Origin of the sequence: Streptomyces sp. NPDC021225 (genome assembly GCF_044332865.1) — a bacterium.
In the GTDB taxonomy this organism is placed as follows: Bacteria; Actinomycetota; Actinomycetes; order Streptomycetales; family Streptomycetaceae; genus Streptomyces.
In genome coordinates this window covers 43,750-57,338 of the sequence record NZ_JBIRPV010000012.1, presented here as the reverse complement: position 1 = coordinate 57,338, position 13,589 = coordinate 43,750, and the positions used below count along the sequence as shown (strand labels likewise).

Genomic DNA, 13,589 nt, shown 5'->3' with positions numbered 1-13,589 from the left:
GTCTGGCACGCCCCATTCGCGGCGCTGGACAATTCATGGAGGGGGGGAACGGCTGCCGTCCCGGCGGCGTCCGGTACGGGTGGGAGGCGTGCGCCGGGCGGAAACGCCAGGCCATGACGGGGAGGGGTGGCGAGTGGGGCGCAAGGAGAGTCCGCTGGACCCGAGTGCCGGGCCGGTGGAGCGATTCGCCTTTGAGTTGCGGGCCTTGCGGCAGAGCGCGGGCGGGCTGACCTATCGGGCGATGGCGCGCAGGACCGAGTACTCGACGGCGACCCTGGCCCAGGCGGCCTCGGGCGACCGGCTTCCCTCGCTGGCGGTCGCCCTGGCGTATGTGACCGCGTGCGGCGGGGACAGCGCGGCGTGGGAGCGGCGCTGGCAGCAGGTGACGGACCAACTCCTGTGCCGGCCGCCCGAGGAGGACGACGACGCCGTCCCGCCCTACCCGGGGCTGCGGCGCTTCCAGCCGGAGGACCGCGAGCGGTTCTTCGGGCGCGACCGGCTCACCGAGGACCTCGTCGGGCTGATCCGGGAGCGACGGTTCGCGGCCGTGGTGGGCGCCTCGGGCAGCGGGAAGTCCTCACTGCTGCGCGCCGGGTTCATCCCGGCCCTTCAGGACGCGGGCCCGGCGGCCGGGCGCCCCGCCGCCCTCCGCATCCTCACCCCCGGCCCGCACCCCGCCCGCGCCCACGCCCAGGCGCTGACGGCGGCCCGGGGCCGGGGCGACACCGTGGTCGTCGTCGACCAGTTCGAGGAGACCTTCACGCTCTGCCATGACCCGGCCGAGCGGGCGGAGTTCATCGAGCTGCTGCTGTCCGCCCGCGACCCCGAGCGCCGCTTACGCGTCGTGGTCGCCGTGCGCGCGGACTTCTTCGGCCACTGCGCCGGGCACCGTGCCCTCGCCGACGCGCTGCGGGACGCCACGCTGCTGGTGGCCCCGATGACCCCGGCGGAGCTGCGCGAGGCCATCGTCAAACCGGCCGCCGCCGAGGGGCTGATCGTCGAACGCGCCCTGACCGCACGGCTCGTCGAGGAGGTCGCCGACGAGCCCGGCGGGCTGCCGCTGCTGTCGCACGTCCTGCTGGAGACCTGGCGCCGCCGCCGCGCCCGCACCCTGACCATGGCCGCGTACGAGGCCACCGGCGGCATCCACGGCGCCGTCGCCCAGACCGCCGAGGACCTCTACGACCGGCTGCCGCCCGAACAGGCCCTCGCGGCCCGGCGGATCCTGCTGCGGCTGGTCACCCCGGGCGAGGGGGCGCCCGACACCCGGCGCCCGGCGGACCGCGCCGAGCTCCAGGCCGACGGGCCGGGCGAGGCGGCCGCGGTGCTGGAGCGGCTGGCCCGCGCCCGGCTGATCACCCTCGACGACGAGGTCGTCAATCTCGCGCACGAGGCCCTGATCACCGCCTGGCCCCGGCTGCGCGACTGGATCGACGAGGACCGGCACCGGCTGCGCCTCCACCGCCAGTTGACCGAGGCCGCCCTCGCTTGGGAGCGGCTGGGCCGGGATCACGGCGCGCTGTACCGGGGGGTGCGGCTGGCGGAGGCGGACGAGGCGTTCGGCCCGCCCGAGCGGGCCGCGGACCTCACCCCGGCCGAGCACGCCTTCCTCGCGGAGAGCCGCGCGGGGCTGCGCAAGGAGCGGCGGCGGCTGCGCCAGGTTCTGGCGGCGGTCTCCGTGGCCCTGTGCCTCGCCTTGGTCGCCACGGGGGTCGCCTTCTGGCAGCGGAACACGGCCGTCGGCGAGGAGCACAAGGCCCAGGCCGCGCGGCAACTGGCGCAGTCCAGGCAACTGGCCGCCCAGTCCGCCGCGCTGCTCGACCAAAACCCCGACCTGGCCTCGCTGCTGGCCGTGCGGGCCTATCGGACCCACCCCACCGCCGAGGCCACCGACAGCCTGTACGCCGCGGCCGCCCTCCCCGCCCAGAAGCGCCTCACCGGGCACAAGGGCGAGGTGCTGTCGGTGGCGTTCGCCCCGGACGGCCGCACGCTGGCCACGGGCGGGGAGGACGGCACGGTGCTGCTGCGGGACGCCGCGACCGGACGGGTCCGGGACACCCTCACCGGCCACGTCGGCCAGGTGACGTCGGTGGCGTTCAGCCCGGACGGCCGTACGCTCGCCGTCGCCGACGCCCGTGAGGTGCGGCTGAGCCACGCGGGCACCGGGCGGGTGCGACGCACCCTCACCCCCCGCGCGGGGATGATGATGACGATGGCGTTCAGCCCGGATGGCCGCACGCTGGCCACGGGCCGCTCCGACGGGCTGGTGCGGCTGTGGGACACCGGGACCGGCCGTCTTCGCGCGACCCTCACCGGCCACGCCGACACGGTCGTCTCGGTGGCGTTCAGCCCGGACGGCCGCACGCTGGCCACGGGCGCCATCGACCGGAAGGTACGGCTGTGGGACACCGGGACCGGCCGCCTCCGCACGAGCTTCACCGGCGACTCGGAAGGTGTGCTCGCGGTGGCCTTCAGCCCAGACGGCCGCACGCTCGCCACTGGCGGGGGCGAACGTTCCGTCCGGCTGTGGAACGCGGGCACCGGCGAACTCCGGGACACCCTCCCCGAGCTTGGCCCGGCGCGTTCGCTGGCGTTCAGCCCGGACGGCCGGGCGCTGGCGACCGGGGGCGGCGGCTCTCATGTGCGGCTGTGGGACCTCGACGCGGGCCTGGCCCGGGACGCCTTCTCCCTCGGCTACGACGGCCCGGTGTTGTCGGTGGCGTTCAGCCCCGACGGCCGCACGCTGGCCACCGGCGGGGACGAGGGGCTGCTGCGGCTGTGGGACGTGGCGACCGGCCGCGCCAGGGACATCCTGGCCAGACAGCCCGGCGGTGTGCTGTCGGTGGCGTTCGCCCCCGACGGCCGCACCCTCGCCAGTGGCAACGGCCGCGACGACACCGTGAAGCTGTGGGACGCGGCGAGCGGCGAACAACGGCGCTCCCTCACCCTCGGGTCGCGTGAGGACATGCCGTCGCTCGCGTTCAGCCCGGACGGCCGCACCCTGGCGACCGGGCGCTTCGACGGAGTGATCCACCTGTGGAACCCGGACACTGGTTGGATCCGCCGCGGCCTGCACGGCCACACCGACTTCGTACGGTCTGTGGCGTTCAGTCCCGACGGCCGCACGCTGGCCACCGGCAGCAACGACAAGACCGCCCGGCTATGGGACGTGTCGAGCGGCCGGGCCCTTCGGGTGCTCCGCGGCCATGACAAGGGCGTGTTTTCGGTGGCGTTCAGCCCGGACGGCCGCACGCTTGCCACCAGCGGCGTCGACCGCACGGTGCGGCTGTGGGACGCGAAGACCGGCCGCGCGCTGCGCACCCTGAAGGGCCACACCGCGGGCGTGACGTCCACGGCGTTCAGCCGCGACGGCCGCACCTTGGCCAGCGGCGGCATGGACGGCTCGGTGCGGCTGTGGGACGTGGCGAGCGGGCGTACCCGGAAGGTGCTCGACGGCCACACCGAGAGCGTGTTCTCGGTGGTGTTCAGCCCCGACGGGCGCACCCTGGTCAGCGGGGGTGAGACCGTACGGCTGTGGGACGCGGAGAGCGGCGAGCCCCGCGGCTCGCTGCGCGGGCACACCGACGGCGTGTGGGGGGTGGCGTTCAGCCCGGACGGCCGCACCCTGGCCAGCGGCGGCGACGACGAGACCGTACGGCTGTGGAACCTAGACCTCCGGCGGCCGTCCGAGGCGATCGGCAAGATCTGCGGGACCGTCGACCGGGACCTCACCCGGCGCGAACGCGCCACCTATCTGCCGGACCAGCCGTCCGGCCGGGTGTGCCCGGCGTGAGAATCCGGTGTTGGACTCAGACCACGCCGTGCGCGGCCATGGCCTCCGCCACCCGCAGATACCCCGCGACGTTCGCGCCGAGCGCGTAGTCGTCCGGGGCCCCGTACTCCTCCGCGGTGGCCCGGCACAGCGCGTGGACATCGGACATGACGGTGGCCAGCCGGGCCTCGGTCTGCTCGAAGGTCCACCGCTCGCGGGCCGCGTTCTGCCGCATCTCCAGCGCGGAGGTGGCCACTCCGCCCGCGTTGGCGGCCTTGCCGGGGCCGAAGAGCACCCCGGCCTCCCGCAGGATCTCGACCGCGGCCGGGGTGCAGGGCATGTTCGCGCCCTCGGCCACGGCCAGCACGCCGTTCTTCACCAGCGTCACCGCGTCCTGCTCGTCCAGCTCGTTCTGGGTGGCGCAGGGGAGGGCGATGTCGCAGTCGACCTCGAACACTGAGCCCCGGTCGGAGAACACCGCCCCCTGCCGGGCCCGGGCGTACTCGGCGATCCGCGCCCGCCGGGCCTCCTTGACCTCCTTGAGCAGGCCGAGATCGATCCCGTCCCGGTCGACCACGAATCCGGAGGAGTCGGAGCAGGCCACCACGCGGCCGCCGAGGGCGTGCACCTTCTCGATGGCGTAGACGGCCACATTGCCGGAGCCGGAGACCACCACATCGCAGCCGTCGAACTGGCGGCCGCGGGTGCGCAGCATCTCCTGGGCGAAGTGGACGGTGCCGTATCCCGTGGCCTCGGTGCGCGCGTGCGAGCCGCCCCAGCCGACGCCCTTGCCGGTCAGCACGCCGGCCTCGAAGCGGTTGGTCAGCCGCTTGTACTGGCCGAACAGATAGCCGATCTCGCGCCCGCCCACCCCGATGTCCCCGGCCGGGACGTCGGTGTGCTCGCCGATGTGCCGGTGGAGCTCGGTCATGAAGGACTGGCAGAAGCGCATGACCTCGCTGTCGGAGCGGCCCTTGGGGTCGAAGTCCGCGCCGCCCTTGCCGCCGCCGATCGACAGCCCGGTCAGCGCGTTCTTGAAGATCTGCTCGAAGCCGAGGAACTTGACGATCCCCAGGTTGACGCTGGGGTGGAAGCGCAGGCCCCCCTTGTACGGCCCGAGCGCGCTGTTGAATTCCACCCGGAAGCCCCGGTTCACATGGATGTCCCCCTGGTCGTCCACCCAGGGCACCCGGAAGATGATCTGCCGCTCCGGTTCGCAGAGCCGCTCCACGATCCGGGCGTCGAGATGGTCCGGATGCGCGCGGAGCACGGGCGCGAGGGTGTGCAGCACCTCGCCCGCCGCCTGGTGGAACTCCGCTTCCCCGGGGTTGCGGCGCACGATCTGCGCGTACACGGACTCGATACGAGCGGTGACGTCCATGGCCGCTCAGTGTGGCAGCGGACCCCGCCGGGACCGGTCCGCCGCGCCGAGCGCGACGGCGGGCCGGGGGATCCGGTCATCCGCCCCGCTCAGCCGAGCCGGGCCGCCAGCCCGTCGAGGACCCGCTGAAGCCCGTAGTCGAACTTCTCGTCCCGGGTCTCGCGCGGGTCCTTGCCGCGGAGCCCGGCGTACTGCTCGCGCAGCTTGGGATGGTCCTGTGCCGCGTCCTCGACGGCCGGCCACAGCTGCTCCACCCACTCCCGCTCGCTCTGGCCGCTGCGGGCGAGCGTGGTGAGCCAGGCGGCCTCGCTGGTGGCCATGCCGATGACGTACGCCGTGAGCGCGGAGACGGCGGGATCGGTCTCGGCCGCCGGGAGGCCCGCCTGCTCGAAGACGGCGAGCATGTTCTCGGAGAGCCGCATCAGGTTCGGCCCCAGCTGGGTCACCCAGGCCCCGCCGAGCACGGAGGCCATCCACGGGTGGGCCAGGATCGCCGACCTGAGGCCCTGGGCACAGCGGGTCGCGGCCTCCCGCCAGTGGGCCGGGTCCGTGGCCTCCGGGATTTCGATCTCGCCGTAGACCGCGTCCACGACCAGCTCGATCAGCTCGCCCTTGTCGGCCACATGGGTGTAGAGCGAGGTGGCTCCGGCGTTCAGCCGGCTGCCGAGCTTCCGCATGCTCAGGGCGTCGATGCCCTCGGTGTCGAGCAGTTCGAGGGCGGCGGACACGATCTGGTCCCGGCTCAGCGCGGGCTGCTCGCGCCTGGGGCGCTGGGGACGGGTCCATACCGACGGGATCGGTCGCTTCGTGTCGCTCGGCATATGGCCTCCTCTTCTTCCGCTTCTTCCGCTTCTTCCGCGGCTCGCGGCTCGCGGCTCGCGGCTCGCGGCTCAGGATAGCCGCTCGGGCGTACAGTGTGCGGCCTTGCGAACACTGTGCGGTCTCCGTACAGTGTTCGGCGTAGCGCACACCGTTCGGACGCACGCCGTCCTTCACCGAGGGAGACGCCATGTCGAGCATCAAGGGCCAGGAAGCCACCGCCTTCGACACCACGCGCTGGCAGTCCCGTCTCGACGAGCTGCGCACCGCCTGCCATGTGCCCGGCGCGACCCTGGCGGTGCTGGCCGACGGGGAGATCCACGAGCTGGCGAGCGGCGTGCTGCACCGGGGCACCGGCGTGGCGGCCACCACGGACTCGGTGTTCCAGCTCGGCTCGATCGCCAAGGTCTACACGGCCACGCTGGTGATGCGGCTGGTCGAGTCAGGCGAACTCGACCTGGACGCACCGGTCGTGGACGTGCTGCCGGAGTTCGCCACCGCCGACCCCGAGGCCACCGACGCTGTCACCGTCCGCCGACTGCTCAGCCACACCAGCGGTTTGACCTGCGACTTCACCGAGGACACCGGGCGCGGTGACGACTGCCTGGCCCGCTATGTCGAGGCCGCCAAGGGGGTGGCGCTGGACTGTCCGCCCGGGGCGGCGGTCTCGTACAGCAGCGTCGGGTACAACGTGCTGGGCCGCATCATCGAGGTACTGACCGGCCAGACCTGGGACGCGGCGCTCAAGGACCGGCTGCTCGCCCCGCTCGGGCTCGAGCAGACCATGACCCTCCCCGAGGAGGTGCTGCGGTTCCGGGCCGCGATGGGCCACCTGGGCGAGGAAGGCCAGGACCCGGAGCCGGCGCCCGCGTGGGACCTCATGCCGCGCTCGGCGGGCCCGTACGGCAGGGTCTGCGCCACCGCGGGCGATGTGGTCCGGCTGGCCCGGATGCACCTCGACGGCGGTACGGCACCGGACGGTACGCGCGTGCTGGCCCCCGAGACCGTCGCGGCCATGGGGCGGCGCGAGGTCGATGTCCCCGACAAGTGGACGGTGAGCGCAGACGGATGGGGCCTGGGCTGGACGCTGTACGACTGGTTCGGCACCCCGGGCTACGGCCACGACGGCGCCTCGATCGGCCAGTACGCGTATCTGCGCGTGGTGCCGGAGGCGGGCGTGGCCATCGCCCTGCTGACCAACGGCGGCGGCGCGCGCCGGCTGTACGCCGATCTCTTCCGGGAGCTGCTCGGCGAGCTGGCCGGGGTGCGGATGCCGGAGCCCTTCGCCCCGCCGGCCCATCCGCCCGCGGTGGACATCGCCCCGCACCTGGGCACCTACCGGCGCGAGGGCGTCGTCATCACCGTCACCGAGCGCGCCGGCACGCCCCACCTGGTGTACGAGTTCGTCGACGGCATGAAGGACTTCTCCCCGCCGCTGGAGGCGGATCTGATCCCGCTCTCCGACACCGTCTTCGCCGCCTCCGGCGCCGGCCCCTCCTTCAGCGAGGACTGGATGCCCGTGGTGTTCGCCACCCTCCCCGACTCCACCGCCTGCTGCTACATCGGCATGCGCGCGGCGCCCAAGATCGCCTGAGCCGCGCGCGGCCACGGCACGACAAGGGCCCGCCCGCGACCGGTCGTCGGTCGCGGGCGGGCCCGAGCGGTGTGCGGGGGGTTACTTCGCGAAGCCGTAGTTCAGCAGCTTCTTCGCGTCCGCCGTGCGGTTGTCCACCGAGGAGGAGGCGAGGACGGTGCCGATGACCGTCTTGCTGTTGCGGGTGGCGGCGAAGACCAGGCAGTACTTGGCCTCCGGGCCCGAGCCGGTCTTGACGCCGATGGCGCCCGAGTAGGTGCCGAGGAGCGGGTTGGTGTTGGTCCACTCCATGTAGCGGTAGCCACCGCTCTTCGTGGTGACCTTCTGCTTCGTCGTCTTCGTCTTCACGACCGTACGGAACGTGGAGTACTTCATCGCGCTGCTGGCGAGCTTGGTGAGGTCGCGCGGCGTGGAGTAGTTCGCGCCGTGCCCTATGCCGTCGAACGAGTCGAAGTGCGTGTTGGTCAGGCCCAGGTTCTTGGCGGTCGTGTTCATCTTGCCGATGAACGACTTCACCCGCGCGGCCCGCGTGGACCCGGTGCCGAACTTGTCGGCCAGCGCGTACGCCGCGTCACAGCCGGACGGGAGCATCAGGCCGTACAGCAGCTGGCGGACGGTGACCTTGTCGCCGACGATCAGCCGGGCCGAGGAGGCCCAGTTGTTGTCGACGATGTAGTCGCTGTACGCCTTCTGGACCGTGACCTTCGCGTCCAGGTTGAGGTTCGGCTGGGCGAGTACCACCCGGGCCGTCATGATCTTGGTGGTGGAGCCGGTGGAGAGGCGGGTGTCCGCTGCCTTGGTGTAGAGGGACTTCCCCGTGCCGTTGTTCATCACGAAGCCGCCCTTGGCGGTGATCGTGGGGGTCGCGACCGTGGCGGCCTGCACGGGGGCGAGCGCCCCGGCGGAGAGGACGGCTCCCGCGGCGATGACGGCCACGGCGGAAACGCGACGAATACCCTTGATGCCGGTTTTCAAGATTGATACTCCAAATGCCCCTGCGAGGTGGCGAAGATGAGAGTGCCGCTTGCTCAAGAGGAGACGCATGAGACGGGCCAATGGATGTGCCCCCCCGTGACATTAACCCATTCGTTCGGATGGGGGCACCGCACGTGTCCTGGTGCCTGACAGGGGGGTGCGGGGCGCCTGTGCCATCATTCCGACGATGGCGTGATCAAGGATTCCGTGCCGCGGTGAGCACGGGCTGAGGGCGTGACGGTGGCTCGAGGGGGGACGATCGCGTGACCCGGGGTGATTCGACGGAGGGCGGTGCCGCCGAACGGATACCGCCGGGCGCGAAGCCCTCCGAGGTGATCTACGGCAATCCGTCGGATGTCGATGACCTGGTCGTCAAGCTGCGGGCTTATGCGGGCGCGTTCAAGGACGGGCAGGGCCAGCTGGATGTCCTGATGTTGATGGACTGGACCGGGGCCGGGTCGGAGGGGTTCGAGAAGGCGACGGAGAAGCTTCCCCGGGAGCTGGAGTCCGCGCAGACCTATTTCCACGCCGCCGCGAACGCCCTGGACTCGTACGCGGACAAGCTGCGCTCGGTGCAGAAGCGGGTCGAGCCGATCATCCGGGACGCGGACGCGGCGCGGGCGGCGTCCAAGCAGTACTGGAAGGACGTCAACGACTACATCGACGCCGAGAACCGCAAGGACGATCCGCTGCCCCAGCGCCCGCCGGAGGACGATCCGGGGATCGCCGCGCTGGAGGGGTGTTACCGGCGGCTGGACAAGCTGGAGGGCGAGCTTCAGCCGGTCATCGACGCGGCGAAGAAGAAACTGGCCAAGGCGGCGGAGAAGGCCCCGGACAAGCCCCCGGCGCCGAAGGGCTGGGACAAGTTCAAGAAGGGGCTCGGGGACTTCGCCGGCGGCGCGGGCGACACCGTGTACGGGTGGTACGAGGGGTTCGACGACCTCGTCAACGACGGGCCCGAGGGCCTCGGCCTCCACCTGGCGGGCATTCAGGACGGCATCGCTTATGCCGCCGAACACCCCAAGGAGTTCGCGAAGGCTGTCACGAACTGGGACGAGTGGCAGCGCAACCCGGCCCGCGCCGCCGGCCAGCTCACCCCCGAACTCCTCCTCGCCCTGGCCACCGGTGGAGCCGGCACCGCCCGCCGCGCCAGCTCCACCGCCAAGAACGCCGCGCAACGCCTCCTCAACCGGGAGCGCGGGCTGCGCCGCGACGGCAGCGCCCGCAGGCGCACCGACAGCGATCCCAAGCGGAACTGCACCCCCGGCGGGGACAAGTGCACCACCGGCGAGCCGATCGATGTGGCGACCGGCGAGATGGTGATGTCCGCCACCGACGTCAGCCTGCCCGGCGCACTGCCTCTGGTTCTGGAGCGGCATTACGTCTCAGGGCACCCGTGTGGGGGCTGGTTCGGCCGCACCTGGGCGGGCACGCTCGACCAGCGTCTGGAGATCGACGACGCCGGTGTCATCTACGTCACCGACGACGGCATGCTCCTCACCTACCCGATCCCGCAGCTCGACGTCCCGACGCTGCCCACGTCAGGGCCGCGCTGGCCGCTGCGCTGGGACGGCAAGCCCGACAGCACCTTCACCATCACCGCCCCGGAGCACAACCGCACCGTCCACTTCGCGCCCCTTCCGGCAGGCGGCCGCGAGCTGATCCTGACCGCGATCACGGACCGCACCGGCGGCGGCGACCGCATCGACATCGCCTACGACGAGCAGGGCGCGCCGACCGAGATCGTCCACTCCGGTGGCTACCGGATCGCGGTCGACACCGACCCGACGCTGCTGCGGATCACCGCGCTGCGGCTGCTGCACGGCGACGAGCACGAGCGCAGCACCACGCTGATCTCCTTCGGCTACGACAAAGCCGGAAATCTCGCCGAGGTGGTCAACTCCACGGGCCTGCCGCTGCGGTACCGGTACGACGACCGGCGCCGCGTCACGTCGTGGACGGACCGCAACGGCACGACGTACGGCTACGTCTACGACCACCGGGGCCGGGTGCTGCGCGGCATCGGCCCGGACGGCATCCTCTCCGGCCGCCTCCACTACGACACCGAGGCCCGTACCACCCGCTACACCGACTCGCAGGGGAACACCACCACCTACGTCTGCAACGAGGCCTACAAGGTCATCGCCCAGACCGACCCGCTGGGGAACACCACCCGCACCGAGTGGGACGAGGACAACCGCCACCCCATCGCCGTCACCGACCCCCTGGGCCACACCACCCGCTACCGCTACGACGAGGGCCGCCTCGCAGCCGTCGAACAGCCTGATGGCACCGTGACGGAGGCCGTCTACGACGACTGGGGCCTTCCGGTGGAGGTCCGTGAGCCGGGCGGCGCCGTGTGGCGCCACACTTACGACCACCGGGGTGCGCGCACCTCCACGACCGACCCGAGTGGCGCCACCACGCACTACGCCTACGACGACTCCGGCCACCTGTCGTCGGTCACCGACCCGCTGGGCCACACCACCCAGGTCACCACCGACGCGGCGGGCCTCCCGGTCGCCGTCACCGACCCCCTGGGTCACACCACCCGCATCCGCCGGGGCCCGCACGGCCGGATCACCGCGGTCACCGACCCCCTCGGCCACACCACCCGCCACGGCTGGACCATCGAAGGCAAACCCGCCTGGCGCGAGGGGCCGGACGGCGCCCGCGAGGTGTGGCAGTGGGACACCGAGGGCAACCTCGCCCACCACACCGACGAAGCCGGGCACACCACCACCCACACCCACACCCACTTCGACCTGCCCGCCACCCGCACCGACCCCGACGGCGCCACCTACACCTTCACCCACGACACCGAACTCCGCCTCACCCAGGTCACCAACCCCCTCGGCGAGCAGTGGCGTTACGCGTACGACCCCGCCGGCCGCCTCGTCGCCGAAACCGACTTCAACGGCGCCACCCGCACCTACGAACGCGACGCGGCAGGCCGCCTCACCGCCCGGACCAACGCACTGGGCGAAACACTGCGCTACACCCTCGACGCGACAGGCCGTGTGATCGCCCAGCGAGACGAGACCACGGACGAGGTCACCAGGTACGCGTACGACCCCAGCGGCGCCCTCCGCCACGCGGCGAACGCGGACGCGGAGCTGACCTGGGAACGCGACCCGATGGGCCGCGTCGTTTCGGAAGCGCTGAACGGCCTCACGACCACGTACGCCTACGACGCGGCGGGCAACCGGACCCACCGCACGACACCATCGGGCCTGACCTCCGCCTGGACCCACGAGGCGACGGGCCGGCCCGCCACCCTCACCACGGCCGGCCACACCCTCGCCTTCACCCACGACGCGGCGGGCCGCGAGACACGGCGCGCCACGGGGGATGTCACCCTGGCCCAGGGCTGGGACGGCGCCGGCCGTCTGGCGACCCAGAGCCTGACCACCGTGTCCCAGGACCAGTTGCTCCAGCACCGCACCTACACCTACCGCCCCGACGGCTACGTCACCGAGATCCGCGAACTCACCACCGGCACCCGAGATTTCACGCTGGACCGCATGGGGCGGGCGACGGGCGTCCAGGCGCACGGCTGGAGCGAGAAGTACGCCTACGACGCGGCAGGCAACCAGACCCACGCCACCGCCCCCGACCACCCCACCACCGGAGACCGCGCCTACCGGGGCACTCTCATCAGCCGGGCGGGCCGCACCACCTACGAACACGACGCGGCAGGCCGCCTGACCCGCAAGACCCGCAAACTCCTCAACGGCCGGACCCGCACCTGGACCTACACCTGGAACGCCGAGGACCGCCTCACCCACGCCACCACCCCAGGCGGCGAGGAGTGGACGTACACCTACGACCCGCTCGGCCGCCGCATCTCCAAAACCGGCCCGGACGGAACCTCCCTCACCTTCACCTGGGACGGCACCCGCCTCGCCGAACAGGCCACCCACGACGGCGCGACCACCACCTGGGACCACACCCCGGGCACCCACCGCCCGCTGACCCAGACCGACCGCGAGCCGGGCTCCACCCGCTTCCACGCCGTGGTCACCGACCCGACCGGCACCCCCACCGAACTCATCACCCCCGACGGCCACCTGGCCTGGCAACACCGCACCACCCTCTGGGGCACCCCCCTCCCCACCCCACCCGATGCGACGGACTGCCCCCTCCGCTTCCCCGGCCAGTACGCCGACCCGGAAACCGGCCTCCACTACAACTTCCACCGCTACTACGACCCCGAGACCGCCCGCTACCTCACCCCCGACCCCCTCGGCCTGGCCCCCGCACCGAGCCCCCAGGCCTATGTGCGCAACCCCCACACCTGGCAGGACCCGCTCGGCCTGGAAGGGTGCGGAGAGAAACCACCCCCGTTGACCTCGCTGCATCCGGACAGCTCGCTCGACAAGAGCTCCCTGGAGTTCTGGCGCAAGCAGGACACCGAGGACATCGTCTGGTCCCTGAGGCCCGGCGCGCATGAACCGCTGATCGTCAAGCCGGATGGGACGATCATGAATGGAAACACGAGGGTCTCGGTTCTGCGGTCGCGTGGATACGACGTCGATTCGCTGCCGCGCGAGTCCTATGGTGGAAAGCAGCCGATGTCGGATCAAGATTTCTGGGATATGGATCAATGAGTGTTCGGGATCAGGTTCTGGCGACGCTGAATTCGGGGTCCAGGGAAATGTTCCTGGTGGCCCTGGGGCATCGGCTGGGGATCTCCGCGCGCGATGTCCTCACCGGAGACGGCGAACGTGAATTGCGAGAGGCTCAGGCCTGCAACGAGATGATGATCGCCATTTGGTCGCAGCTGTGGGCCACGAAGGACCCCGGGGAAGGCGGATACCCGGACCCGGACTTCCTGTCGGCCTTGCTGCGCAAGGCCGACGCGGGAGACGCGCGATCCCACCTTCGGAACGCGATCGAAAGCGCCCTGCGCGCGGTACGTGACGCCGGGGGCAACGAGCCGAGCAGCGGGCGCCCCTGAGTCCTGGTGATACCGCACGTGGTGTAGCCCGCTACACCCCCGGAACGGGACCGTGCTCTCTGCCCCGCGCCCCCGCCCGTTCCTAGCC

Annotated in this window: 7 protein-coding genes; 4 read left to right on the top strand and 3 right to left on the bottom strand. The window is 72.0% G+C overall.

What is annotated here, in order from left to right:
* The first annotated feature begins 133 nt into the window (after window positions 1–133).
* Entirely contained in the window at window positions 134–3,793 is a 3,660-nt protein-coding gene (locus ACH4S9_RS36895; RefSeq protein WP_398376008.1) for a hypothetical protein, read from the top strand.
* A gap of 16 nt (window positions 3,794–3,809) precedes the next feature.
* Here ACH4S9_RS36895 and gdhA read toward each other — a convergent pair whose 3' ends face one another.
* Both gdhA and ACH4S9_RS36885 read right to left on the bottom strand, forming a co-directional pair.
* On the bottom strand, window positions 3,810–5,153 hold the full coding sequence (gene gdhA, locus ACH4S9_RS36890) for an NADP-specific glutamate dehydrogenase (RefSeq protein ID WP_398376006.1): 1,344 nt from the start codon (window positions 5,151–5,153) through the stop codon (window positions 3,810–3,812).
* A gap of 89 nt (window positions 5,154–5,242) precedes the next feature.
* Entirely contained in the window at window positions 5,243–5,974 is a 732-nt protein-coding gene (locus ACH4S9_RS36885) for a TetR/AcrR family transcriptional regulator (protein WP_398376004.1), read from the bottom strand.
* Window positions 5,975–6,162: 188 nt separating this feature from the next.
* Between ACH4S9_RS36885 and ACH4S9_RS36880 the strand changes: the two genes are divergently transcribed.
* Entirely contained in the window at window positions 6,163–7,566 is a 1,404-nt protein-coding gene (locus tag ACH4S9_RS36880; RefSeq protein ID WP_398376001.1) for a serine hydrolase domain-containing protein, read from the top strand.
* Between the two features lie 81 nt (window positions 7,567–7,647).
* Here the strand turns inward: ACH4S9_RS36880 and ACH4S9_RS36875 are convergent, their stop codons facing one another.
* Window positions 7,648–8,541 carry a D-alanyl-D-alanine carboxypeptidase family protein gene (locus tag ACH4S9_RS36875; RefSeq protein WP_398375998.1) on the bottom strand — a complete coding sequence of 298 codons (894 nt, stop codon included), beginning with the start codon at window positions 8,539–8,541 and terminating at the stop codon, window positions 7,648–7,650.
* Window positions 8,542–8,804: 263 nt separating this feature from the next.
* On the opposite strand from ACH4S9_RS36875, the gene ACH4S9_RS36870 reads away from it, so the two are divergent.
* Window positions 8,805–13,151 (top strand): DUF6531 domain-containing protein, encoded by a 4,347-nt coding sequence (locus ACH4S9_RS36870; RefSeq protein WP_398375995.1) that lies wholly within the window; start codon window positions 8,805–8,807, stop codon window positions 13,149–13,151.
* Window positions 13,148–13,501 carry a hypothetical protein gene (locus tag ACH4S9_RS36865; protein WP_398375993.1) on the top strand — a complete coding sequence of 118 codons (354 nt, stop codon included), beginning with the start codon at window positions 13,148–13,150 and terminating at the stop codon, window positions 13,499–13,501. The genes ACH4S9_RS36870 and ACH4S9_RS36865 overlap by 4 nt, the downstream gene beginning before the upstream one ends.
* Window positions 13,502–13,589: the final 88 nt, after the last annotated feature.